A 22,876-nucleotide genomic window follows, 5' to 3' on the forward strand; every position below is an offset into this window, starting at 1 on the left:
ACCCATGACTGTTCGTGAACCCGTTTATCCCGCCGGCCGCCACCAGCTTTACGACGCGCACGGCTATTCGCCCGCCATCAAGTCCGGCGACTTCCTGTTCGTCTCAGGTCAGGTGGGCAGCCGGGACGATGGCTCGCCGGAGCCAGACTACGAAGCCCAGGTGCGGTTGGCGTTCAAGAACCTGAAGGCGACGCTGGCAGCGGCGGGTGCCACCCTCGACGATGTCGTCGACGTGACGAGCTTCCACACCGATCCCGAAACCCAGTTCGAGCCTTTTCTGGCGCTGAAGTCCGAAGCCTTTCCGGAAAAACCCTATCCGAACTGGACGGCGATCGGTGTGAACTGGCTCGCCGGGTTCGACTTCGAAATCAAGGTCATCGCCCGCATTCCGACAGCGGCCTGATCGCCAACTGCACGTCTTCTTCAGCCAATGGCGTCACTGGGGCAAACTCACGGGAGAGATGGCCGGCGGCTCATTCACCAGGCGGCGCGCAGCCAGCCAGCTCAAGAAAGCCATGGCGCCGGCCGTGGCGAGGCAAAGCGGCAATCCGCCGGCCTGATAGCTCAGGCCGGAGAGCAGCGTTCCGAGAAGCCTGCCCGCGGCATTCGCCATATAGTAGAAGCCGACGTCACGCGTGATGCGCGTGGCGTCACCGAAGGCGAGGATCAGATAGGAATGCACCGCGGAATTGATCGCGAACACGTAGCCGAACGCGAACAGGCCGCCGATCAGAAAGACGGTGAGCCAAGGGGCCGGCTCGCCTGATAGCCAGGCGCTGGCGGCGAGGACGAGAGGGATCGGCACGAGGCACCCGGCCCACCAGACGGCCTTGCGGGCGACCTCTGCCTCCGAAAGTGTTGCGGCCTTGAGAATGCGCGGGGCTGCCGCCTGCACGAATCCATAAAGGATGATCCAGGCAGCAAGGAACCCACCGATCACAAAGAAGGCCCAGCGCCGACCTTCGTCGGTCCCATCGGACAACACGGCCTGGAAATAGATCGGCACGCCGACCACGAACCAGACATCGCGCGCGGCGAACAGGAACATGCGGGCAAGCGACAGCCTATTGACGCGCGGGTCGGACGAACGCCAGGCCCCGAATTTGGCGCTCTTGTCCTTTGCCGGCAGGCCGGGTGGCAGAAAGAGGGCCACGGCAATGAGGATGACGAGCAGGATCGCAGCCATTGCCCAAATTGCAGCTTCGAACCCGGCGAGTGCGAGCAGTGCCGCGCCAAGGAAGAAGCCGAGCCCTTTGACGGCGTTCTTGGAGCCCGTCAAAAGCGCGACCCAGCGGAACAGCGTGCCGTCGCCTTGGGGCGCGAGCAGCTTGACCGCGGATTTGGACGACATTTTCGACAGGTCCTTGGCCACGCCCGACACGCCCTGCACGGCCATGACGAATGCCACGGAGGCGGCAACGCCCCAGGCGGGATCCAGCTGTGTCAGAACGACGAGCGCCAGGATCTGCAGCGTCAGCCCGGCGTAGAGCGTCGACGCGAGTCCAAAGCGTGCGGCGAGCCACCCGGCATAGAGATTGGTGACGATCCCCGCGACTTCGTAGAGCAGGAAGAGCCAGGCCAACTGGATCGGTGTGAAGCCGAGGCCGTTGAAGTGCAAAAGCACCAGCATGCGCAGCGCACCGTCCGAGAGCATGAATGCCCAGTAGGACGCCGTAACGGCAACATAGGCACGCATGGGACGAGCGGCGCTCACATCGAGCCTGCCATCATCCGGACGATATCCGCCAGTCGGCAGGCATAACCCCACTCATTGTCGTACCAGGCATAGATCTTCACCTGCGTGCCGTTCACGACCATCGTGGAAGGGCCATCGATCACGCCGGAGCGACGATCATTGGTGTAGTCGCAGCTGACCAGAGGCCGGCTTTCGAAGCCGAGGATGCCGCTCAGCGGCCCGTCGGCGGCGGCCTTGAACAGGGCGTTCACCTCCTCCACCGTCGTCGGACGCTCGACCTCGAAAACGCAGTCCGTCAGCGACGCATTGAGGAGCGGCACCCGCACCGCATGGCCGTTCAGGCGTCCCTTGAGTTCGGGGTAGATCAGCGTGATCGCGGTTGCGCTGCCCGTGGTCGTAGGGATCAGGTTCATCAGGGCGGACCGTGCGCGGCGCATGTCCTTTGCCGGCCGATCGACAATCGTCTGCGTGTTTGTCACGTCATGGATCGTGGTGATCGAGCCGTGGCGAATGCCGATCGACTCGTGGATGACCTTCACGACCGGCGCGAGGCAGTTCGTCGTGCAACTCGCGGCCGTGACCAGCCAGTGCTGATCCTTGTCGTAGAGATCGTGGTTGATGCCATAGACGAGATTCAGCGCACCGCCATCCTTCACCGGCGCAGATACGACGACCTTCTTTGCGCCAGCCGAACGATAGGGCTCGACCTTCGCCGCCGTTTTGAAGACTCCGGTGCAGTCGATCACGAGATCGACGCCGAGTTCGGCAAGCGGCAGCGCCTCGATCGTCTTCTCCCGCGTTAGCCGAATGCGCTTGCCGTCCAGGATGAGATGGTCGTCGTCATGCGCGATCGGCACGTTCCAGCGTCCATGGACACTGTCGAACTCCATGAGAAGCGCGTGCTGCGCAGCGTCGCCCATAGCATCGTTGACGAGAACGATGTCACCGCCGGCCCCACTGTCGATCAGGTCCCGCAGGACAAGTTTGCCGATGCGGCCGAGGCCGTTCAATGCGATGCGGGTCATGGCTGCCGGATCCGTTTTCCGAAATGTCGATGAGGATGCCGGATCAGCGGAAGCCGTCCAACATCATATCCATAATTCCCGAATAAACGAATTAATGCTCCCGGGCAAGGCCACCTTTAATGACGCAACGGCTGATCTTCACCCTCGGCAACGGCGTTCGACCGAGAGCGGAAGACGGCGGTTGAAGCCGATGACAGGGCTCCGAAGCTCACCGCGGTCGCGAGAGACAGCCAGAGATAGGCGAAGGCCCAGCCCGCAATCACGTCGCTCGGCCAATGCGTTCGAAGATAGATGCGGCTTAGTCCCACCAGAACAGTCAGACCGATCGCCGCGCCCAGAGCGCAGATTTTGGGCAGTCGATAGGGCGTGGCGCGGATGGCAAACACCGCGATCGAGCCGAAGAGCAGCGCCGCAAGCAGCGCATGCCCCGAGGGAAAGCTCGTATGCAGCATGGAATAGGAGCCGTGCAGATGGTGCGGCCGCAGCCAGGCGAAAGCGGCCTTGGCGACATAGCCGGCAACAGCGCCTCCGGCGATGCCGACGATCAGAAAGATGGCAGCAGAAAAATGGCGCGCCAGCACTGCGTAGGCGAGCATGGCGGCTGCAAAGCTTGCGACGATTTCCGGACTGCCGAGTGCCGTAAAGCTCCAGGCGAGGGATGCGATCCTGCCCTCGCCCTCAATGGCGCCGAAGGGATCGGGCAGGCCGAAGAGAAGGATGCGGTCGACCGCGTGGACGCCCGCAAGAAATTCCACCGTCGCGAGGATGAACACGAGAAGCGCAAGCGCCAGAAATAATTTTCGCAAAGCGCCATCACCATGCCGGCGGGGCCGAGGGCCCGCGAGAACGAGCCCGATGATTGCCGACCGCCGTCAAGGAAGCGTTAAAGCACGCTCGTGATCATGCGGATGCTGGTCAGTGCCAGGAACGCTGCAAAGCAGTAGCGCAGAGCTGCCGGCGAGATCGAATGCGCGATGCGCGCGCCGAGCGGTGCAGTCAGCATCGATGCAGGGATGATTGCGATCAGGCCGGCGAGGTTGACGTAGCCGAGCGAGAATGGCGGCAGGTCTTCGACGCCGAGACCGAACCAGATATAGCCGATCGTGCCCGGAATTGCGATGATGAGGCCGATCGCCGACGCAGTACCGACCGCCTTGCGGATGGGATAGGCGAAGAAGGACAGGATCGGTACCGAAAGCGTTCCCCCGCCGATGCCCATCATCACCGAGAACAGACCGATGATCGTCCCGAGCAGTTCCTTCAGCGGGCTCTTCGGCATCTCGCGCTTCTGGGAAGCTTCTGAAGGCTTGAACGCCATATTGATGGCAACGAGTGCGGCAACCACGGCGAAGACGATGGTCAGCACTTCGCCCGAGACATTGCCGCCGATGACGGTGCCGACGATGACGCCGAAGGCGACCGCCGGGCCCCATCGCTTGAGAAGGTCGGTATCGACGCTTCCCTTCTTCCAGTGCGAACGCGCCGACATGAACCCCGTGAAGATGATCGTCGCGAGCGACGTGCCCACCGCCACATGCATGCGCACCTCTTCCTCGATGTCGAGACCGATGAAGACGAAGAACAGGACTGGCACGATGACGATGCCGCCGCCAACGCCGAGCAGGCCGGAGATGATACCGGCGATCGCACCGGTGACGACAAGGATACCGATGAGCGTGAGCGCTTCGGTCAGGCCAACGTCGAGCATGGAAGGGGTCCTGGGAAGAAGTGTGTGAGGATGAAGAAGAAAAGGCGGCGCAGTCGCGCCGCCCTTATAACCTGAAAGACGGTCGCGTCTCAGAGAACCTTGACGGTGATCTCGCCGACGCCGGCGACCTTGCCGACCATCGTGTCGCCCTTGTTGACGGCACCGACGCCGGACGGCGTACCGGTCATGATCATGTCGCCCGGCTGCAGCTCGAAATACTCCGAAAGGATCGAGATCATTTCCGGCACTTTCCAGAGCAGCTGGTTGAGGTCACCGGTCTGGCGGCGCTCGCCATTGACGTCGAGCGTCACTTCACCTTCCGTCGGATGGCCGATCTTCGACGCCGGAACGATGGCGCCGCAGGGTGCGGACTTCTCGAAGGATTTGCCGACTTCCCACGGACGGCCGAGCTTCTTGGCTTCGCCCTGAAGGTCGCGGCGGGTCATGTCGAGGCCGACGCCGTAGCCGTAGACGTGGTCGAGCGCGCTATCGACCGAGATGTCCTTGCCGCCCTTGTGCAGTACCACGACAAGTTCGATCTCGTGGTGCACGTCGGACGTCTTGGTCGGATAGGGGAAGTCTTCGCCGTAGGTCACGTTGGAAGGCGACTTGAAGAAGAAGAACGGAGGCTCCTTGTCCGGGTCGTGGCCCATCTCCACGGCATGGGCAGCGTAATTGCGGCCGATGCAGAAGACTCGGTTGATCGGGAAGAGCTCGTCGCTGCCCTCAACGGGCAGGGCGACGATTTCGGGAGGAGAGACCACGTAGGTCTGTTCCGCCGGCTTCTTCAATGCACTTTCTGACATGGTCAACTCCTGACTCCTGCGTAGTATTCGACACGCTTCTCAAGCTTTGCAACGAGTTCCGCAAGAGTGAGCGCGATGGTGAAAAGGATCAACACCAGGGCCCAGAAGTGGGCCATGAGGAAGTTCTGCTGGTACAGCTGGAACAGCGCGCCGACACCGATGATCGAGACCAGAAGCTGGCCGATGACGACGCCCTTGACGCCGCGGATCATGCCAAGCCGGATGCCGGCCAGAATTTCGGGCAGCGCCGCCAGAAGCACCATTTTGAAGCGCTCGGCGCGCGAGGCACCGAAAGAGCGCGACATTTCCATGAGCGACGGTGAAATGCTGAGCACGCCGGCGCGGGTATCGAGAACGATGATCCAGACCGCGAACATGAAGACCGTGACGATGACGGTCGGCGTGCCGAGGCCGAAGAGGATCATGAACACCGGCACGAGTGCCGAAAGCGGTGCCGACAGGAAGGTGTTCACCCACATGTTCAGCATCTTGTCGGCCGCAGGCACCAGGCCCATCAGGAAGCCGAGCGGAATGCCGATCGCAATCGCTAGCCCCAGCCCGCCGAGATAGGACTGTACCGTGATCCGCATCGCTTCGCCGAAGCTGCGCGACGTCACGACGTCGCCCAGAGCCGCGAGCACTTCCGTGAACGGCGGAAACAGCATCACCAGTTCGAAGCGGCCGATGATTTCCCAGATGATCACCCAGACGAGGAGCGAGGCCATCTTGGGCATTCTAAACCCGAAGAGTGTCATGACCTACTCCACATATTTCCTGATGCCCTGCCAGATCTGCTCGACCGTATCCAGGTAGACGTCGTTGCGGCGCAGATCGTCCGGGTTGATGCCCTTCGGAATCGCCGGATCGATGATTTCCGAGATGCGGCCGGGGCGCGGCGACAGCATGATGATGCGGTCGGAGACGTACACGGCTTCTTCGATGGAGTGGGTGACGAAGAGAAATGTCTTCTTCTCGACCTCGCGCAGGCGAAAGAGATCCTCCTGGAACTTGCGGCGGGTCTGCTCGTCGACGGCCGAGAAGGGCTCGTCCATCAGAAGAACGTCGGCATTCACGGCGAGCGCGCGGGCAAGCCCGACGCGCTGGCGCATGCCACCCGAAAGCTCGTGCGGGTACTTTTTCTCAAAGCCGGCAAGCCCGACCTCGGCGATGTAGTGCCGGGCCTTGTCCTCACGCTCCGAACGCGGCACGCCCTGCATCTTCAGGCCGAAGGCGGCATTGTCCATCACGCTTGCCCAAGGCATCAGCGCGAAATCCTGGAACACGAAGGCGCGCTCTGGGCCGGGGCCGGTGACCGGCTTGCCCTTGACGAGCACTTCGCCGGCGGTCGGCTGCAACAGCCCGGCAACGATCTTGAGCAGCGTGGTCTTGCCGCAGCCCGATGGGCCGAGAAGGCTGGTCAGGTGGCCGGTTTCGAAGGCGATGTTGATGTTGTCGAGGGCGACCACGTCATTGCCGTAGACCTTCGACACCCCCCGCACTTCGATGATGGGGTTGGAGGGTTTGGTCACGGGCGTCGGTTCCTCGTATTTCTTTGCAAGGGCCAGGCTCATTTCGAACTCCGCTTTTCAGGCCTGAACAGCTTGGCCTCGATCCATTGAAGGGTGCTGACGGCGATGATCGCGAAGAGCACGATCGACGCGATCGTCGCGTACATGTGTGCGAAATTGGCGACCGACCGGTGGTAGGTGATGAGGTCGCCGATGCCGGTCGGCGTGATGAGGAGCTCGGCCAGGACGACGCCCGAGAAGCCTTCGGCAACGCCGAGCCGCAAGCCGGCAAACATCATCGGGCTCGCCGCCGGAATGACGATCTGGAAGATCTGCTGGCGCCGGTTGCCCATGAAGGAATGGCACATGGAAACCAGTGACGGCGGTACGTTGCGCACGGCCTTGTAGCTGTTGATCGCGATGACCGGCAGCGACAACATGACCACGGCAAGCACCTTGGACGCCAGGCCGATGCCGTAGACAAAGGTGATGAGCGGGATCAGCGCCGCCATCGGCGCGGCCTGCATGACGATGAAGACCGGCAGCGTGAACCATTCCACGTCGCGGCGCAGGCCCATGGCCACCCCGGCGGAAATGCCGACGATCAGCGAGAAGGCGAGCCCGATGACGAGCGGTTCCAGCGTGCGCAGATAAGCGGCACCCATGGAGCCATCGGCCACCATTTCGAAGAAGGCCGAAACGGTCGCGCTGAAGGTCGGGAAGGAGAAGTTGAAGCCCGTCCGTCCGGCATATTCCCAAAGCGCGGCGAAGATCACCACCGATAGGATTTTCCAGAAGAGCGTCACTTCGCCAATGCGGCTCCAGATCGTCGGAGCGTCGCGCCGGGGGCCGGCGAAGGCCGGTTGGGCGGTCGGTGAATAAGACATGGATGAACCTGTGATCGTTTCCAAAAATCAACCGCGAGACGAAGCGGTCGGTTTGCGCCGACCATGACCCGCGGCCAGGAATCCCTCGCGCCACGGGTGGCGCGAGGGGGCAGGCTCAGTCTCAGTTCTTGGCCGCGTTCAGCGGATCGAAATCCCAGTACATGCTCTCGTCGACATCGCCTTCCGGCGCATCGACCTGCCCGGCGGCAGCAAGGAACTCGAGATCGTCGGTCACGTCTTCCGGCGTGCCGCCATCGGTCGGGAACACGCCGCTTTCAGCCGATTCGGTGAAGTAAGGGGTGATCTCTGCGACCGCCTGTTCCGGCAGGTCCGGCAGGAGGTCGTACTGCGTGCGCAGTTCAGCGACGATACCCGGGTTCTCGTTGATCTCGTTCCAGGTGCGCAGCATTTCTTCGACGAAGATCGAAACATCTTCCTCGCGCTCGTTCAGGAAGTCGGCATTGGCATAGAGTGCTTCGTCGGTGGCGTTGACGCCGTCGAGCGGGAGACGGGCGAACTTGCCGCCGCCCTGCTGCTCCAGGAGACGGAAGGCCGAGCTGTCGACGATCGATGCGTTGATCGTGCCCTGCAGCAGTGCGCCCGCGCGCACTTCGGCGCCCGGCACGTAGGAGATGCCGGAATAGGTAATGCCGTGCTGCTGTTCCATCAGGCGCATCAGGGCTTCGGTGCCGGAGCCGCGCGAGTGAACGGTGACTTCCTGGCCGTCGAGGTCTGCCCAATCCTGATAGACTTCCGTGTTGACGACCGGGAAGAAGAGCAGCGTGCTCATCTGGTAGAACATGCGGATCGGCGCATTGGAATTCTGGATAAAGGCGTAGGGCGCGCCGACGCCGATATCGGCCTGGCCACCGACGACGGCCTGCGTGGCGACGTCTTCGGAGTTGAAGAAGGTGAGTTCCATCGGAACGCCGCGCTCCTTCGCGCGCTCCATGGCGATCAGCAGGCCGAGGCTCTCGATGCTGGCAATGTCGCCCATGGCGACCCGCACGGGCTCGCCGGTCTGGGCGTGAGCGCCGGCCGACAGTCCGACGATCGATGCCGTGGCCAGACAGGCTGCGGCTGCGGATTTCAAGAGACTGCGCTTGATCATGTGGTTTCCTCCCGTGACATGACGATCTCAATCCGGCAGCAGGTCCTCCAACCTTGGCCAATCCGGATATTGGTTAAATCAAATCACCGAATTGGTTGAGCGTCAAGCAGCATCGCACAACGGTGTTGTCGGACCTGAAAGCAGGGTTTTACGACAGACTTGCGGCACTGCAGTGTTAGACGGCGCTCAGCAGATCGATTGACAACGCCAGATCGATGCGTCATGTCTGAACCAATTCAAGATTGGTCAAACCGCCGGGAGAGCGATTTGCACGGCCAGTTCAGCGACATTGACGGCAAGCATGATCCGGCGGCAGACGCGAACGGTGCAACCCTGGTGCAGTTGCGCGCCTGGTTGACGCGGCACGATTTTCCGCCGGATACAAAGCTGCCGGCAGAACGCGAGCTGGCCGAGATCCTTGGCGTATCCCGCGGCGACCTGCGCAAGGCACTGGCGACACTGGAGGCAGAAGGCCAGCTCTGGCGCCATGTCGGCAAGGGCACGTTTACGGGATCGCGCGCGATCGAGGTGATGAGCCTTGCCGAGATCGATCGTCAGACCAATCCCGCCGAAGTCATGCGCACGCGGCTTCTCATCGAGCCGCTGATCGCGCGCGAAGCTGCGCTCAACGCGACATCGGTCGACATCGATGCGCTGCGCCGCTGCGTCAACCGCACACACCAGGCAGCCACCTGGCGGCAATACGAGACGGCCGACAACGAGCTGCATCGCCGGATCGCGGAAGCGAGCGGTAACCGGCTGTTGCTGGCGCTCTTCGATGCGCTGAACGCCGTGCGCCGCGCCGTCGTCTGGGGCATGTTGCGCACCAATACGGACCGTCCACCGGAAACGCACCATTCCTTCGCCGAGCACGACCGCATCATCGAGGCGATCGAAAAGCGCGACATCGAAGGTGCGGGGCGCGAGATGTACCTGCATCTTCGCGCAGTGGAGCGAAATCTCATGGAACGCGGTCTCCCGCGTTGAGATCGCCGCCGTCGCACCCGCTCGCCGCCGGGTCGCAAACCGCCCGCAATTGAATGCCTGCCAGATCGGATCGAGCAATGACGAATGGTGAAGCAACTGTGCGACGCGTCGCTCTCGTCACCGGAGCGGCGCAGGGGCTTGGCGCTGCCATTGCCAAAGCGCTCCACGGTGCCGGTCATCGCGTGGTCTTTGCAGATATCGATGTCGCGAAGGTCGAAGGCGTCGTTGCCGGATTGCAAAGCGACGATGCAGCCGCGGTCGCGATCGACGTGCGCGACAAATCGTCAATCGAAAGAGCTGCTGCCATCTGCGAAGAGCGCTTCGGCCCGGTCCAGATCCTCGTCAACAACGCGGCGCTGACGCGTGCCACCGACTTCTTCGATCTCTCCGTGGAGGAATGGGATGACCTGATGGCCGTCAATCTGCGCTCGCACTTCCTGACGGCGCAGGTGATGGCAGCTGGAATGATGGAGCGCGGTTTCGGCCGCATCATCAACATGACCTCCGTGGCCGGCCAGCGCGGCGGCCCCGGCGTGCAGGGCCTGCACTACGCCACGTCGAAGGCGGGGATCATCGGTGCGACCCGCTATCTTGCTCAGCTCTTCGCGGAAGGCGGCGTCACCGTGAACGCCATTGCGCCGGGGCCGATCCAGACAGAACAGACGGCGCTCGCACCGCCGGACCGGGTCGCCCGCGTCGCGGCGCAGGTGCCGCTGAAGCGCTTCGGCGACCCGTCGGAGGTCGGCGCACTCGCGGTCTATCTTGCAACGGATGCGGCCGGCTTCGTCACCGGAGCGACCATCGACATCAATGGCGGCATCCTGATGCGCTGAGACGCAGTCCCAACCGGTTGATTCGAAAGGAGCGAGGTCTAATGCATGTCCCGCTTGGCGCGTGCCTGGGTCTCGATCACGAGCGCGATGAACTCGTTTTCGATCACCTCAATCTGTTCGGGCGCAACCCCGAGAGCGATCGCTGCGGTCAGATTGGCATGGGCGTCCATGAGTGTGGCGCGCATGGCTTCGGCAGAAACGGGATCGCGGATGGGCCTGCAGATTCTTCGTATGAGCCGCGCGGCGACCCTGGCCTCGAAGCTCTTGCCTGCGGGCTCGCCCTCGCGAAACGCGAACCGGGCGCCGATCAAACGAACTTGACGATCGATCAACAATCTCATGCCAGTGCCGTCTCCCAACAAAACGACCTGAATGCGATGGCGGTTTTTGTCATCGCTGCCGATGGCGACAGTACCGCTTCAAACTTGCGCGACGATGGATCCGCCACGCAGAGTGGTCAAGTGGCCGGAATACCGATAGCCTGTGGATTACGTGGGATTGCCTACCGATTTCTAAACAAACCGGAGGTTGGTGGAGCCAAGCGGGATCGAACCGCTGACCTCCTGCATGCCATGCAGGCGCTCTCCCAGCTGAGCTATGGCCCCATTTCGAAACCGCCGCGGCGGCTCGTGGACGGCTTCTTACGTCCGGTTTCCGACGAGATCAAGATGACCTCGTCGAATTTCTTGAACATCCCGTGAGATGTTTCGAAAGCCTTGAGATCAGCTCTCGTCTTCGTCTTCGTTCGCGCCGCCGATGAGGTCGCTCATGTCGTCGTCGTCATCATCGTCGTCGTCCGGCAGGAAGGTGTCGTCGTCATCGTCGTCGATTTCGACTTCTTCCTCGTCGCCGTCCAGGTCCGGCAGATCGTCGTCCTTGTCGGCGGAATCGCCGTCGGCATCTTCCAGCGGCACGGTTTCCGCTTCGTTGCCTTCGGTATCCAGTTCCTTGACGTCCTCTTCCTCTTCCGCCTCGACCACCTTCGCAACGGCAGTGTCTTCGAAATAGGACAGCGGGTAGCTCTTGCCGGTGTAGGGCGACACGACCGGATCGCGGTTCAGGTCGTAGAATTTACGGCCTGTTTCGGGACAGACGCGTTTCGTTCCAAGTTCGGGCTTTGCCACGGCGAACCTCTCGATGGATTGGGGACTGTCGCCAGTCAGCCGGCTTGAGAGACCGGCCCGTCGATTTGCGATGTGCGGTCCCCATAATGATGTTGCAACGCCGTGTCAAAGCCTATCTACCGCCGGTTTCCAAGCCTTTGCCGCCCCTTATTTTGATCGATCGGCGGATGACGCTCGCGCTGCCCTGTGATATCGCGCGACCGGCATTCGCAGATAAGAGGTCGATCCACGATGGCACATGGCAGCCAAGGCGCAATCCCGGCAACGGCGCGACGTTCCGAACCGCTTTCGGGCACCGTGCGAATTCCGGGAGACAAATCGATCTCCCATCGCTCCTTCATGTTCGGCGGTCTCGCCGCAGGTGAGACGCGGATCACAGGCCTGCTCGAAGGCGAGGATGTGATCGCGACCGGCAACGCCATGCGCGCAATGGGCGCCTCCATCCGCAAGGAAGGCGATACCTGGATCATCGAGGGCACCGGCAATGGCTGCCTGCTCGAGCCAAAAGCGCCGCTCGATTTCGGCAATGCGGGCACCGGTTGCCGGCTCACCATGGGGCTGGCTGGAACCTATGATTTCGAAACGACCTTCATCGGCGACGCGTCCCTCTCGACGCGGCCGATGGGTCGTGTTCTCGATCCGCTGAAGCTCATGGGCGTGCAGGTCAAATCGGCCGAAGGCGGCAAGCTGCCTGTCACGCTGCGCGGCCCGCGCATGGCAGCACCCATTCATTATACAGTGCCCATGGCGTCGGCACAGGTGAAGTCCGCGGTCCTGATCGCCGGGCTCAACGCTCCCGGTGTCACCACCGTGACCGAAAAGATCATGACGCGCGACCATACAGAAAAGATGCTGGCCGGGTTCGGCGCGTCGCTGGACATCCAAACGGACGCAGACGGGACGCGCCACATCAGCATCGAGGGTCAGCCGAAACTGAAAGGCTGCGTCATCGACGTACCGGGTGATCCGTCCTCGACGGCGTTCCCCCTGGTCGCGGCGCTCCTGGTACCGGGCTCAGACATTACTATCCTGAATGTGCTCATGAACCCGACGCGAACGGGCCTGATCACCACGCTGATCGAAATGGGCGGGAAGATCGACATTCTCAATGCACGTTCTGCAGGTGGCGAGGACGTTGCCGATCTGCGCGTGCGCCATTCCGAGCTGAAGGGCGTCGTCGTGCCGCCGGAACGCGCTGCCTCGATGATCGACGAATATCCCGTGCTTGCCGTCGCAGCGGCCTTTGCCGAGGGCGAAACCGTCATGGATGGTATCGAGGAGTTGCGCGTCAAGGAAAGCGACCGTCTGGCCGCCGTTGCCGCCGGGCTTCGTCTTAACAATGTCGACTGCACCGAAGGCGAGGCGATCCTGACCGTGCGCGGCACGCCGTCGGGCAAGGGCATCGGCTCGGCCCGTGGCGACGCGGTCGCGACGCATCTCGATCACCGCATTGCCATGAGCTTCCTGGTCATGGGGCTTGCCAGCGAACATCCCGTCACGGTCGACGATGCCCGCATGATCGCGACGAGCTTTCCCGAATTCATGGATCTGATGGCGGGTCTTGGCGCCAGCATCGACCGTGGCGTGGAGGAGCCGGCCTGATGGGATTCACGATCGCCATCGATGGCCCGGCCGCCTCTGGCAAGGGAACGCTCGCCCGCAAGATCGCCGAACGTTACGGCTTCCACCATCTCGATACCGGCCTGACCTATCGCGCAACCGCCAAGGCGCTGCTCGACGCCGGCCTGCCGCTCGACGACGAGACGCTGGCGGCGGAGCAGGCCGACAAAGTGGATCTCGGCGCGCTCGATCGCTCTGTGCTCGCCGCGCATGAGATCGGCGAGGCCGCGTCGAAGGTGGCCGTTATGCCGGCGGTGCGCCGCGCGTTGGTCGAAGCGCAGCGCCGGTTCGCCATCCGCGAGCCCGGCGTCGTGCTCGACGGCCGCGACATTGGCACGGTGGTCTGCCCCGGCGCGGAGCTGAAGCTCTACGTGACGGCGTCGCCCGGCGTGCGTGCCGGGCGCCGTTTCGAGGAGATCGGCAAGTCGGGCGGCAGCCTTTCCTATGACGACGTGCTGGACGACATCCGGCGCCGCGATGCCCGCGACATGGGCCGCGTGGATTCGCCGCTGCGCCCCGCCGACGACGCGCACTTGCTCGATACCTCGGAAATGAGTATAGAGGCCGCGTTTCGCGCCGCCCAAATTCTCATAGACGAGGCCTTGGCGCGCAAGAAACCGAGTTAAGCATTCCGCGAGAGACCACCGCGCCGGATCATTGGCCACCGCTTTCGGGCGACGAGGCCAGGTCACTCCTGGAATGATCGCAACACAAGATACCGGCGCGTGCCAGGCCAGCATGAAGATTGCGGCCCGGTCACCAGGAGCACTCAATGTCAGTAGCAAACCCCACGCGGGAGGACTTCGCAGCCCTCCTCGAAGAATCCTTTGGCGGTAATGATCTCGCGGAAGGCTACGTTGCCAAGGGCACCGTAACCGCGATCGAGAAGGACATGGCCATCATCGACGTCGGCCTGAAGGTTGAAGGCCGCGTCCCGCTGAAGGAATTCGGCGCCAAGGGCCGCGACGGCCAGATGAAGGTCGGCGACGAAGTCGAAGTCTATGTCGAGCGCATCGAAAACGCGCTTGGCGAAGCAGTCCTGTCGCGTGAAAAGGCGCGTCGCGAAGAAAGCTGGGTCAAGCTCGAAGTCAAGTTCGAGGCCGGAGAGCGCGTCGAAGGCGTCATCTTCAACCAGGTCAAGGGCGGCTTCACGGTCGATCTCGACGGCGCTGTTGCCTTCCTGCCGCGCAGCCAGGTCGACATCCGTCCGATCCGCGACGTCACGCCGCTGATGCACAACCCGCAGCCCTTCGAAATCCTCAAGATGGACAAGCGCCGCGGCAACATCGTCGTTTCGCGCCGCACGGTTCTCGAAGAGTCGCGTGCCGAGCAGCGTTCGGAAATCGTCCAGAACCTCGAAGAGGGTCAGGTCGTTGAGGGCGTCGTCAAGAACATCACCGATTACGGTGCGTTCGTCGATCTCGGCGGCATCGATGGCCTGCTGCACGTCACCGACATGGCATGGCGCCGTGTGAACCACCCGACGGAAATCCTGTCGATCGGCCAGACCGTCAAGGTCCAGATCATCCGCATCAACCAGGAAACGCACCGCATCTCGCTCGGCATGAAGCAGCTCGAGGCGGATCCGTGGGATGGTATCGGCACCAAGTACCCGACCGGCAAGCGCATCACGGGCACCGTCACGAACATCACCGACTACGGTGCGTTCGTCGAGCTGGAGCCGGGCATCGAAGGTCTCATCCACGTCTCGGAAATGTCTTGGACGAAGAAGAACGTTCACCCCGGCAAGATCCTGTCGACGACGCAGGAAGTCGACGTGGTCGTTCTCGAAGTCGACCCGCAGAAGCGCCGCATCTCGCTCGGCCTCAAGCAGACGCTCGAAAATCCGTGGGATGTCTTCGCTCAGAAGCACCCCGTCGGTTCGGTCGTCGAAGGCGAAGTCAAGAACAAGACCGAATTCGGCCTGTTCATTGGCCTCGACGGCGATGTCGACGGCATGGTTCACCTCTCCGACCTCGACTGGTCCCGTCCGGGCGAGCAGGTCATCGAGGAGTTCAACAAGGGCGACATGGTGCAGGCCCAGGTTCTCGACGTCGACGTCGAGAAGGAACGCATCTCGCTCGGCATCAAGCAGCTCGGCCGTGATGCGGTCGGCGATGCTGCCGCCTCCGGCGACCTGCGCAAGAATGCCGTCGTCACCGCGGAAGTCACCGCAGTGACCGATGGTGGCCTTGAAGTCCGTCTCGTCGACCACGAAAACCTGGAATCGTTCATCCGTCGCAACGATCTTGCTCGCGACCGCGACGATCAGCGTCCGGAGCGTTTCTCGGTTGGCCAGAAGCTCGACGCACGCGTCGTCAACTTCTCCAAGCGCGATCGCAAGATCACGCTGTCGATCAAGGCTCTCGAGATCGCAGAAGAGAAGGAAGCCGTCGCACAGTTCGGTTCGTCCGACTCGGGCGCTTCGCTCGGCGACATTCTCGGCGCTGCGCTCAAGAAGCAGGGCGACGACAAGTAAGCCTCGGCCAGTAGGCCATTCGAAATCAAAGGGCCCGCGAAGAGCGATCTTCGCGGGCCTTTTTCGTTTCAGGTTCGGTGGTGCGAGGAATTCAGTTCAGTGGAATGGCGTTGTCGGCCTTTCCGTCCTGGTAGTGCGCGGAAAGGGCAGCATAGCGCTCCGTGATCCGCGCAGCCTGTTCTTCCAGTGCGGCACGCTCGGCCTCGGGCGCAGCCGCGATCAGCGCTGCGATCGGTGCCGATTTCCAAAAAGCATTGTCGCGCGCGTAGCCGCCCGGTTCCAGCCGGAAGACTTCCTTCAGGATCTTCAGGTCGTGCGGGATGGAGAAACTGTCGCGCGAATCCTCGTGGCTGAAGAAATAGGTGAAATTGTCGAAGCCCGCCCAGGTGATCGCCGACAGGCACATCGAGCAGGGCTCGTGCGTCGATAGGAAGATCAGCTCGCCCGTCGGCGGCGTCTCCGCCATCTCGTAGAAGCGCTTCAGCGTGTGCACTTCGCCGTGCCAGAGCGGATTTTCCGTCTCGTTGTTGGTTTCGGCGATGACGAGCGACAGATCCGACTTGCGCAGGATCGCCGCGCCGAAGACCTTATTGCCGTCGGCAACGCCCCGCTCGGTCAGCGGCAGGATGTTGTTCTCGATCACATCCAGAAGCCGCTTTGCCAGACCATTCCCGTTCATGACCGGCTCCCGTCGTCTGAAGCGTTTCCAGGTGAAGTGGACACCGGTTCACCGTTCGGAAACGCGCAAATCAAAAAATTAGAGCAGTTGAGAGACGCGAAATTGCTCTAGATCAGCTATGGGCGAAGATGTCGGTTTCTTCCCAGCCGATGAGATCGAGCTTCGCGCGTGTCGGCAGGAACTCGAAGCACGCCTCCGCAAGCGCCATCCGTCCGTCCCGTTCGAGCCGGGCAGTGAGCTTGTCCCTCAGGCCGTGCAGATAAAGCACGTCGGAGGCGGCATATTCGAGCTGTGCGTCCGTCAGCGTCTCGGCACCCCAATCGGAGGATTGCTGCTGCTTGGAGATGTCGACCTCCATCAGCTCCTTCAGATTGTCCTTCAGGCCGTGACGGTCCGTATAGGTGCGCGTCAGCCGCGAAGCGATCTTGGTGCAGAACACCGGCGCACAGGTGACGCCGAAAGCGTTGAAGAGTACGGCGATATCGAAGCGCCCGAAATGAAAGATCTTCGGCAGGGCGGGATTGGCGAGAAGCGCCACGAGGTTCGGCGCTTCCGTCTGGCCGGCCGCGATCTGGATCACGTCGGCCGAGCCGTCACCCGGCGAAAGCTGCACGACGCAGAGCCGGTCGCGGCGCGGCACGAGGCCGAGCGTTTCGGTGTCGATCGCGATCGCGCCGGTATAGCGGGCCGCATCCTCGATCGAGATGTCGCCGCGATGCAGCCTGATATTGCCAGCCATATGATCCTCTTGCCCTGCCGTGTTGGTCAGCGTTCAGCCTATAGCGACGCTGGTCCGAAGTGGCAAACGAGGAACCTAGGCCCTTGAGGGTGTCTCGGCATTGTGGCGGATCAGGAAGTCGACAAGGTCGCGCGCGAACACCGGCAGCTCGTTGCGGTCTCGGAGGCAGATCTTCAGTTCACGCGTCGCCCAATCGTCGGAAAGCGAAACCAGCGCGATATCGTGGCTCTTCGAGAGCCTTCGCGCCACGGTTTCGGGAATAAGACCGACACCGACACCTGCCTCGATCATGCGGCACATGGCCTCGAAGCCCGATACGCGGATCCGGATGGATAAGCTCGTGCCCATGTCGGAGGCGATCTGCTCGGCAAAGCCGTGGATGGCGCTGCCCGCATGAAGCAGCACGAAATTCTCGGCAATCGCCTGGGCAAATGCGATCTCGCCAAGACTGGCCAAAGCATGGCCGAGCGGTGTCGCCAGCACGAGCCGGTCGCGCTGATACGGGATCATCTCCAGACCCTCGGCGGGCACGGTCCCGGCCAGAATGCCGATATCTACCACACCATCGGCGACGGCGCGGGCGATTTCCGGGCTCAGCCGCTCCTCGAGGTCCACATCGACCATCGGATGATGAACGAGATAGGCGCCGAGCGCCGCCGGCAGGATTTCCGTGATCGCCGTCGTGTTGGCAAAGATGCGGACCCGACCCTTGAGGCCCGTGGAATAGGCCTGCAGGTCGCCATGCAGCCGCTCCGTCTGGCGGTGGATCGTGCGCGCATGCTCAAGCAATGTCTCACCGGCCCGCGTCAGCTCGACCCCCTGGCTCATGCGCCTGAGCAGCGGCGTGCCGAGCGTCTCTTCGAGGTTCTTGATGCGCAGGCTCGCCGCACCGAGCGACAGATGGCTCCGCTCCGCGCCGCGCGTCAGATTCCCGGCTTCCGCCACGTGGATGAAGAGCCTGAGATCGGTCAGATCGTATCGCGGTAGGGACATGAGGCTCCAAATTTCGCGCCGCTTGGCAACTGCCCTTTCGATGCAGGCAAAGCCGGGCTTTGGCAATGCCGAATTGCCTTGTCGCGCATGGGCTTGCTAGCAGTCGTCGCTAGGGAGGATGGTCACGATGACAGCGCACGATACCAGGGCAGCAAACGGCAGCGGCGAAAGCGCGACGCTTGCCGCTTTCGCGTCTGCGCTCGATCTCGATACCGTGCCCGCCGACATCGTCGCGCGCACAGAAGATCTTTTCGTGGACTGGGTTGGCTCGGCGCTTGCTGGCAGAGGTGTCGCGCCGGTCGAGACAATCGTAGCATTCGCCAAATCGATGGGCCCGGCCGATGGCCCCTGTGAGACGCTGATCGATCGCGGCCGCACGTCCCCGCTATTCGCCGCGATGGTCAATGCCGCTTCGTCCCATGTTGCTGAACAGGACGATGTGCACAATGCCTCTGTCTTCCATCCTGCGGCTGTCGTATTCCCGGCAGCGCTCGCCGTCGCGCAGGCGACCGGAGCGTCGGGCAAAGAGTTTCTGGCAGCGTCGATAGCCGGCTATGAAGTCGGGATCCGGGTCGGCGAGTTCCTTGGTCGGTCGCACTACAAGATGTTCCATACGACCGGCACGGCCGGTGCATTCGCCGCCGCAGCTGCGGCCGGCCGTCTGCTCGGCCTGACGCCGGCTCAAATGAACCACGCATTCGGGTCCGCCGGAACGCAGGCCGCCGGGCTCTGGGAATTTCTGCGCGATGGCGCCGACTCCAAGCCGCTGCACACGGCCAAAGCCGCATCGAACGGCCTGATGGCCGCCTATCTCGCACGCGATGGTTTCACCGGTGCATCCCGCATATTGGAAGGTCCGCAAGGGCTCGCCGCCGGTATGTCGAGCGACGCCGATCCGAGCCGCCTCGTCGACCGGTTGGGATCGCGCTTTGCCATCGCCGAAACCTCCTTCAAGTTCCACGCCTCCTGCCGCCATACCCACCCTGCGGCCGACGCGCTTCTGAAAGCGATGACCGAGCAGAAGCTCGCCATGGCCGATATCGCGTCCGTCACGGCCTTCGTGCACCAGGGCGCGATCGATGTGCTCGGCCCGGTCGTGACGCCGAAAAGCGTCCACCAGGCAAAATTCTCCATGGGCACGACGCTTGGGCTCATCGCCGCCCATGGCCGTGCCGGCATGGCGGAGTTTGCCGAAACATTCGATCGTGCCGATGTCGCGGATTTCCGCGCGCGCGTCACGATGGTGCTCGATCCGGAGGTCGACGGCGCCTATCCGGCGCGCTGGATCGGCAAGGTGCGCGTCGTGACGAGAGACGGTCGAACCGTCGATGCCCGCGTCGATGAGCCCAAGGGTGATCCCGGCAACACGCTCGGCCGCGATGAGATCGAGGCGAAGGCCATCGGCCTTGCCCGCTTTTCGGGTGCTGCCGACCCGGCGGAAATGACGAAGCTTATGCCGCGCCTCTGGGCGATCGGCGAATTGAACAGAATGGGGCCGCTGCTGGCGGCTGGCTGAGGGAAGACGCATCTCATGACGATCAAGGACCTGCCGGAAAGCGAAGAGATCACCCAGATCCGGGAAAGCGTGCGCCGGCTCTGCGCAACGTTCCCGCCGGAATACTGGCGCAAGCTCGACCGTGAAAACGCCTATCCGACCGACTTCGTGAAGGCGCTGTCGGATGCCGGCTATCTGTCGGTCCTGATCCCGGAAGAGTATGGCGGTTCCGGCCTGCCGCTCTCCGCCGCCGCGGCGATCCTGGAGGAAGTGCAGCGCGCCGGTGCCAACGGTGCCGCCTGTCATGCCCAGATGTACATCATGGGTGCGCTTCTCAGGCACGGCAACGATGCCCAGAAGGAGAAGTACCTGCCGGGCATCGCGTCCGGCGAGCTGCGCCTCCAGGCTTTCGGCGTGACGGAACCGACCAGCGGCACCGATACGAGCTCGATCAAGACGTTTGCGCGAAAAGACGGCGACCGTTACGTCATCAACGGCCAGAAGGTCTGGACCTCGCGCGCCGAGCACTCCGACCTGATGCTCCTTCTCGCCCGCACGACGCCGAAGGAAGAGGTGACGAAGCGCACCGATGGCCTGTCGGTCTTCATCGTCGACATGCGCGAGGCGCTGAAAGCCGGCATGACGATCAAGCCGATCCGCACCATGATGAACCACTCCACGACAGAGGTGTTCTTCGATGACGTGGTCGTGCCGGCGACAAGCCTCGTCGGCGAGGAAGGCAAGGGTTTCCGCTACATTCTCTCGGGCATGAACGCCGAACGCATCCTGATTGCCGCGGAATGCATCGGCGACGCGAAATGGTTCATCGACAAAGCATCGAGCTACGCCAGCGAGCGCAGCGTGTTCGGCCGGCCGATTGGCCAGAACCAGGGCATCCAGTTTCCCATCGCCCGCGCCTATGCCGAGATGCGCGCGGCCGAACTGATGGTGCATGAAGCAGCGCGCCGCTTCGAGGCTGGCGAAGACTGCGGCGAGCAGGCCAACATCGCGAAGATGCTTGCTGCCGAGGCATCCTGGGCCGCCGCCGAAGCCTGCGTCCAGACCTTCGGCGGCTTCGCCTTTGCCGAGGAATACGACGTCGAGCGCAAGTTCCGCGAAACGCGGCTCTATCAGGTCGCGCCGATCTCGACCAACCTCATCCTCAGCTACGTGTCGGAGCATGTTCTCGGCATGCCCCGCTCCTACTGATGGCTGAGGGAGGTTCCATGCTGCCGCTCGAAGGTTTGCTCGTCGTATCCATCGAACAGGCCGTCGCTGCGCCCACCTGCACGCAGCGCCTGGCGGATGCGGGTGCACGCGTGATCAAGATCGAACGGGCCGAGGGCGAGACCGCACGTCACTACGACAAGGCGGTGCATGGCACGAGCGCCTATTTCGCCTGGCTGAACCGCGGCAAGGAAAGCACGGTTCTCGACATCAAGGATGCGGCCGATCTCGCGCTCTTGAAGCGCATGATCGCGAAGGCCGACGTCTTCGTGCAGAACCTGGCGCCCGGCGCGACCGAGCGGCTCGGCCTCGGTGCAAAAGACCTCGTGGCGCGCCATCCCCGTCTGATCGCGCTCGACATCGTCGGGTACCCGCAGGACAGCGACTATGCCGCCATGCGCGCCTACGACATGCTGATCCAGGCAGAAGCCGGCATCTGCGCCGTTACTGGCACCGCGGACACGCCGGTCAAGGTCGGCGTGTCGCTGGCCGACGTTCAGACCGGCATGAACGCCCACGCGGCAATCCTCGAGGCGCTGATCGAGCGATCCCTCACCGGCAAGGGGCAGGCGATTGAGATCGACATGTTCGCCGCCATGGCCGACATGATGAGCGTGCCGCTCTTCCACCACGTCTATGCCAGCCGCGCGACACCCCGCACGGGCCTCAGCCACGCGGCGATCTTCCCCTATAACAGCGTTGCCTGCTCGGATGGCGAGATCGTCATCGTCGTGCAGAACCCCGGCGAGTGGAAGCGGCTCTGCACCGCCGTGCTGAAGCGGCCAGACCTCGTCGATGATCCGAAATACCGCGACAACCCCACCCGCGTCGAACATCGCCGCGAGCTCGGCGCCATCCTCGATCAGGTGTTCGGCGCGATGACGCGCAGCGAAGCGATCGCGCTTCTGGAAGCAAACGCGCTCGCCTGGTCGAAGGTCTCGACCGTCGCCGACCTCGCTGCGCATCCGGCCTTGCGCCGGGTCGATGGCGTGGTGCCGGGTGGCGCCTTCAGGCCCGTGGCGTCGCCCGTGCGCAGGCACGTGAAGGGTGGCCCGGTACCCGAGCTTGGCCGCGATACCGAGACTGTCCGGGCCGAGTTTGCAGAAGGAGCCGACTGATGAGTCAAGCCATCGACATGGATCATCTGCGCGGCTCGATCGGGCGCGAGGAAACGCAGGTCGAAACGGTGACGACGGCGCTGATCGAGCGCTTCGAGGCGACGATCGGCCATGGGCTGCATCGTGAGCCGGAGGCTGCGCCGCTCGCCATCCACTGGTGCCTGGCGCCGCCGGCCGTGGCGCCTGAGGGCTTGGGCCCGGACGGGCATCCGGCGCGCGGCGGTTTCCTGCCGCCCGTTCCCTTGCCGCGCCGCATGTGGGCAGGCGGGGCGATGACGTTCCTGCGGCCGCTGAAGCCCGGCGATGTGGTGACGCGCCGGTCGCGCATCGCCGACATCGTCCACAAGACGGGCCGCAGCGGCGAACTGGTTTTCGTCACCGTCGCCCACGACATCATCGCCGGTGGCGAGGTCGCGGTGTCCGAGCGCCAGGACATTGTCTATCGCCCGATGGATGCCGCAAAGCCTGCCCCTGTGCCGGTCGAACCCCGCGTCGGCGCCCACAGTATTTCGGTGGATGCGACAACGACTCTGCTGTTTCGCTATTCGGCGCTCACCTTCAACGGCCATCGCATCCATTACGATGTCGATTATGCCCGCAGCGAGGAGGGCTATCCCGGCCTCGTCGTCCACGGCCCGTTGCAGGCGACATTGATGCTGCATCTCGCCGCCAAGCTGGCAGAGGCACGCCCGGTCGCCACCTTCGATTACCGTGGCGTATCGCCTCTGTTCCACGGCGCGATCTTCACGGTGAATGCGGACCCGACGGAGAAGGGCTTCGATCTGTGGTGCGCGGATCATCAGGGGCGCACCACCATGCAGGCGACGGCGACTTTCTGATC

Annotated in this window: 24 protein-coding genes and 1 tRNA gene; 10 read left to right on the plus strand and 15 right to left on the minus strand. The window is 63.1% G+C overall.

Translation table 11 applies throughout. The annotated features are described in order from the left end of the window. Window positions 1–4: 4 nt before the first annotated feature. Window positions 5–403, plus strand: a complete 399-nt coding sequence (locus QQL76_RS16640; RefSeq protein WP_499208591.1) for a RidA family protein — start codon at window positions 5–7, stop codon at window positions 401–403. A gap of 33 nt (window positions 404–436) precedes the next feature. Here the strand turns inward: QQL76_RS16640 and arsJ are convergent, their stop codons facing one another. The 9 genes from arsJ to QQL76_RS16685 form a co-directional block, all read right to left on the minus strand. Then, window positions 437–1,714: an organoarsenical effux MFS transporter ArsJ gene (gene arsJ, locus QQL76_RS16645; protein WP_499208592.1), complete on the minus strand. Its 1,278-nt coding sequence runs from the start codon at window positions 1,712–1,714 to the stop codon at window positions 437–439. Further along, entirely contained in the window at window positions 1,711–2,721 is a 1,011-nt protein-coding gene (locus QQL76_RS16650) for an ArsJ-associated glyceraldehyde-3-phosphate dehydrogenase (protein ID WP_499208593.1), read from the minus strand. The genes arsJ and QQL76_RS16650 overlap by 4 nt, the downstream gene beginning before the upstream one ends. Window positions 2,722–2,837: 116 nt before the next feature. After that, window positions 2,838–3,527: a phosphatase PAP2 family protein gene (locus QQL76_RS16655; RefSeq protein ID WP_499208594.1), complete on the minus strand. Its 690-nt coding sequence runs from the start codon at window positions 3,525–3,527 to the stop codon at window positions 2,838–2,840. Window positions 3,528–3,604: 77 nt separating this feature from the next. After that, window positions 3,605–4,429 (minus strand): sulfite exporter TauE/SafE family protein, encoded by an 825-nt coding sequence (locus tag QQL76_RS16660; RefSeq protein ID WP_126007237.1) that lies wholly within the window; start codon window positions 4,427–4,429, stop codon window positions 3,605–3,607. 89 nt (window positions 4,430–4,518) lie between these two features. Continuing rightward, window positions 4,519–5,235, minus strand: coding sequence for a fumarylacetoacetate hydrolase family protein (locus QQL76_RS16665; RefSeq protein ID WP_499208595.1), 717 nt, complete (start codon window positions 5,233–5,235; stop codon window positions 4,519–4,521). Between the two features lie 2 nt (window positions 5,236–5,237). Continuing rightward, on the minus strand, window positions 5,238–5,990 hold the full coding sequence (locus tag QQL76_RS16670) for an ABC transporter permease (protein ID WP_499208596.1): 753 nt from the start codon (window positions 5,988–5,990) through the stop codon (window positions 5,238–5,240). Between the two features lie 3 nt (window positions 5,991–5,993). Continuing rightward, window positions 5,994–6,806, minus strand: a complete 813-nt coding sequence (locus QQL76_RS16675; protein WP_499208597.1) for an ABC transporter ATP-binding protein — start codon at window positions 6,804–6,806, stop codon at window positions 5,994–5,996. Then, window positions 6,803–7,630 (minus strand): ABC transporter permease, encoded by an 828-nt coding sequence (locus QQL76_RS16680; RefSeq protein WP_499208598.1) that lies wholly within the window; start codon window positions 7,628–7,630, stop codon window positions 6,803–6,805. The genes QQL76_RS16675 and QQL76_RS16680 overlap by 4 nt, the downstream gene beginning before the upstream one ends. A 121-nt stretch (window positions 7,631–7,751) precedes the next feature. After that, a complete protein-coding gene (locus QQL76_RS16685; RefSeq protein ID WP_126007228.1) occupies window positions 7,752–8,741 on the minus strand; it encodes an ABC transporter substrate-binding protein in 990 nt (329 codons plus the stop codon). A gap of 267 nt (window positions 8,742–9,008) precedes the next feature. Between QQL76_RS16685 and QQL76_RS16690 the strand changes: the two genes are divergently transcribed. Beyond that, on the plus strand, window positions 9,009–9,728 hold the full coding sequence (locus QQL76_RS16690) for a FadR/GntR family transcriptional regulator (protein WP_245451401.1): 720 nt from the start codon (window positions 9,009–9,011) through the stop codon (window positions 9,726–9,728). Window positions 9,729–9,805: 77 nt separating this feature from the next. After that, window positions 9,806–10,561 (plus strand): SDR family NAD(P)-dependent oxidoreductase, encoded by a 756-nt coding sequence (locus QQL76_RS16695; protein ID WP_499208599.1) that lies wholly within the window; start codon window positions 9,806–9,808, stop codon window positions 10,559–10,561. Between the two features lie 38 nt (window positions 10,562–10,599). Here QQL76_RS16695 and QQL76_RS16700 read toward each other — a convergent pair whose 3' ends face one another. The 3 genes from QQL76_RS16700 to QQL76_RS16710 form a co-directional block, all read right to left on the minus strand. After that, the gene (locus QQL76_RS16700; RefSeq protein WP_499208600.1) at window positions 10,600–10,902 is read right to left on the minus strand and encodes a hypothetical protein; all 303 of its coding nucleotides are present in this window, start codon (window positions 10,900–10,902) and stop codon (window positions 10,600–10,602) included. 188 nt (window positions 10,903–11,090) lie between these two features. Then, window positions 11,091–11,166: transfer RNA gene (locus QQL76_RS16705), tRNA-Ala, on the minus strand. A gap of 117 nt (window positions 11,167–11,283) precedes the next feature. After that, the gene (locus QQL76_RS16710; protein ID WP_499208601.1) at window positions 11,284–11,685 is read right to left on the minus strand and encodes a TIGR02300 family protein; all 402 of its coding nucleotides are present in this window, start codon (window positions 11,683–11,685) and stop codon (window positions 11,284–11,286) included. A 231-nt stretch (window positions 11,686–11,916) separates the two neighbouring features. Between QQL76_RS16710 and aroA the strand changes: the two genes are divergently transcribed. The 3 genes from aroA (at window position 11,917) to rpsA (ending at window position 15,784) form a co-directional block, all read left to right on the plus strand. Next, window positions 11,917–13,287, plus strand: a complete 1,371-nt coding sequence (gene aroA, locus QQL76_RS16715) for a 3-phosphoshikimate 1-carboxyvinyltransferase (RefSeq protein ID WP_499208602.1) — start codon at window positions 11,917–11,919, stop codon at window positions 13,285–13,287. After that, window positions 13,287–13,931, plus strand: a complete 645-nt coding sequence (gene cmk, locus QQL76_RS16720) for a (d)CMP kinase (protein ID WP_499208603.1) — start codon at window positions 13,287–13,289, stop codon at window positions 13,929–13,931. Before aroA ends, cmk begins: the two co-directional genes overlap by 1 nt. A 146-nt stretch (window positions 13,932–14,077) precedes the next feature. Then, window positions 14,078–15,784 carry a 30S ribosomal protein S1 gene (rpsA, locus tag QQL76_RS16725; protein ID WP_126007214.1) on the plus strand — a complete coding sequence of 569 codons (1,707 nt, stop codon included), beginning with the start codon at window positions 14,078–14,080 and terminating at the stop codon, window positions 15,782–15,784. Between the two features lie 91 nt (window positions 15,785–15,875). Here rpsA and QQL76_RS16730 read toward each other — a convergent pair whose 3' ends face one another. The 3 genes from QQL76_RS16730 to QQL76_RS16740 form a co-directional block, all read right to left on the minus strand. After that, entirely contained in the window at window positions 15,876–16,463 is a 588-nt protein-coding gene (locus QQL76_RS16730; protein ID WP_499208604.1) for a tRNA-specific adenosine deaminase, read from the minus strand. Window positions 16,464–16,575: 112 nt separating this feature from the next. Further along, on the minus strand, window positions 16,576–17,202 hold the full coding sequence (locus tag QQL76_RS16735; protein ID WP_499208605.1) for a ribonuclease D: 627 nt from the start codon (window positions 17,200–17,202) through the stop codon (window positions 16,576–16,578). A gap of 75 nt (window positions 17,203–17,277) precedes the next feature. Next, window positions 17,278–18,195 (minus strand): LysR family transcriptional regulator, encoded by a 918-nt coding sequence (locus QQL76_RS16740; RefSeq protein ID WP_499208606.1) that lies wholly within the window; start codon window positions 18,193–18,195, stop codon window positions 17,278–17,280. A gap of 127 nt (window positions 18,196–18,322) precedes the next feature. On the opposite strand from QQL76_RS16740, the gene QQL76_RS16745 reads away from it, so the two are divergent. Genes QQL76_RS16745 through QQL76_RS16760 form a run of 4 tightly spaced genes read left to right on the plus strand, consistent with a single transcriptional unit; the run spans window position 18,323 to window position 22,874 of the window. Then, window positions 18,323–19,711 (plus strand): MmgE/PrpD family protein, encoded by a 1,389-nt coding sequence (locus QQL76_RS16745; RefSeq protein ID WP_499208607.1) that lies wholly within the window; start codon window positions 18,323–18,325, stop codon window positions 19,709–19,711. A gap of 15 nt (window positions 19,712–19,726) precedes the next feature. Beyond that, window positions 19,727–20,899: an acyl-CoA dehydrogenase family protein gene (locus QQL76_RS16750; protein ID WP_499208608.1), complete on the plus strand. Its 1,173-nt coding sequence runs from the start codon at window positions 19,727–19,729 to the stop codon at window positions 20,897–20,899. A 17-nt stretch (window positions 20,900–20,916) separates the two neighbouring features. Continuing rightward, window positions 20,917–22,035 (plus strand): CaiB/BaiF CoA transferase family protein, encoded by a 1,119-nt coding sequence (locus tag QQL76_RS16755; protein WP_499208609.1) that lies wholly within the window; start codon window positions 20,917–20,919, stop codon window positions 22,033–22,035. Next, complete coding sequence (locus QQL76_RS16760) at window positions 22,035–22,874, plus strand: HTD2 family dehydratase (RefSeq protein WP_499208610.1); 840 nt, start codon at window positions 22,035–22,037, stop codon at window positions 22,872–22,874. The genes QQL76_RS16755 and QQL76_RS16760 overlap by 1 nt, the downstream gene beginning before the upstream one ends. Window positions 22,875–22,876 lie beyond the last annotated feature (2 nt).

The organism is Rhizobium albus (assembly GCA_030160035.1).
Taxonomy (GTDB): Bacteria; Pseudomonadota; Alphaproteobacteria; order Rhizobiales; family Rhizobiaceae; genus Georhizobium; species Georhizobium albus.

Bases quoted from the DNA above. Each gene is read 5' to 3' on its own strand.
- QQL76_RS16665 (WP_499208595.1), bottom strand. From the start codon at position 5,235: ATGTCAGAAAGTGCATTGAAGAAGCCGGCGGAACAGACCTACGTGGTC.
- QQL76_RS16685 (WP_126007228.1), bottom strand. From the start codon at position 8,741: ATGATCAAGCGCAGTCTCTTGAAATCCGCAGCCGCAGCCTGTCTGGCC.
- QQL76_RS16735 (WP_499208605.1), bottom strand. From the start codon at position 17,202: ATGGCTGGCAATATCAGGCTGCATCGCGGCGACATCTCGATCGAGGAT.
- aroA (WP_499208602.1), top strand. From the start codon at position 11,917: ATGGCACATGGCAGCCAAGGCGCAATCCCGGCAACGGCGCGACGTTCC.
- QQL76_RS16695 (WP_499208599.1), top strand. From the start codon at position 9,806: ATGACGAATGGTGAAGCAACTGTGCGACGCGTCGCTCTCGTCACCGGA.
- QQL76_RS16640 (WP_499208591.1), top strand. From the start codon at position 5: ATGACTGTTCGTGAACCCGTTTATCCCGCCGGCCGCCACCAGCTTTAC.
- QQL76_RS16755 (WP_499208609.1), top strand. From the start codon at position 20,917: ATGCTGCCGCTCGAAGGTTTGCTCGTCGTATCCATCGAACAGGCCGTC.
- QQL76_RS16745 (WP_499208607.1), top strand. From the start codon at position 18,323: ATGACAGCGCACGATACCAGGGCAGCAAACGGCAGCGGCGAAAGCGCG.
- QQL76_RS16740 (WP_499208606.1), bottom strand. From the start codon at position 18,195: ATGTCCCTACCGCGATACGATCTGACCGATCTCAGGCTCTTCATCCAC.
- QQL76_RS16760 (WP_499208610.1), top strand. From the start codon at position 22,035: ATGAGTCAAGCCATCGACATGGATCATCTGCGCGGCTCGATCGGGCGC.
- QQL76_RS16660 (WP_126007237.1), bottom strand. From the start codon at position 4,429: ATGCTCGACGTTGGCCTGACCGAAGCGCTCACGCTCATCGGTATCCTT.
- QQL76_RS16700 (WP_499208600.1), bottom strand. From the start codon at position 10,902: ATGAGATTGTTGATCGATCGTCAAGTTCGTTTGATCGGCGCCCGGTTC.
- QQL76_RS16730 (WP_499208604.1), bottom strand. From the start codon at position 16,463: ATGAACGGGAATGGTCTGGCAAAGCGGCTTCTGGATGTGATCGAGAAC.
- QQL76_RS16670 (WP_499208596.1), bottom strand. From the start codon at position 5,990: ATGACACTCTTCGGGTTTAGAATGCCCAAGATGGCCTCGCTCCTCGTC.
- rpsA (WP_126007214.1), top strand. From the start codon at position 14,078: ATGTCAGTAGCAAACCCCACGCGGGAGGACTTCGCAGCCCTCCTCGAA.
- cmk (WP_499208603.1), top strand. From the start codon at position 13,287: ATGGGATTCACGATCGCCATCGATGGCCCGGCCGCCTCTGGCAAGGGA.
- QQL76_RS16650 (WP_499208593.1), bottom strand. From the start codon at position 2,721: ATGACCCGCATCGCATTGAACGGCCTCGGCCGCATCGGCAAACTTGTC.
- QQL76_RS16750 (WP_499208608.1), top strand. From the start codon at position 19,727: ATGACGATCAAGGACCTGCCGGAAAGCGAAGAGATCACCCAGATCCGG.
- QQL76_RS16680 (WP_499208598.1), bottom strand. From the start codon at position 7,630: ATGTCTTATTCACCGACCGCCCAACCGGCCTTCGCCGGCCCCCGGCGC.
- QQL76_RS16675 (WP_499208597.1), bottom strand. From the start codon at position 6,806: ATGAGCCTGGCCCTTGCAAAGAAATACGAGGAACCGACGCCCGTGACC.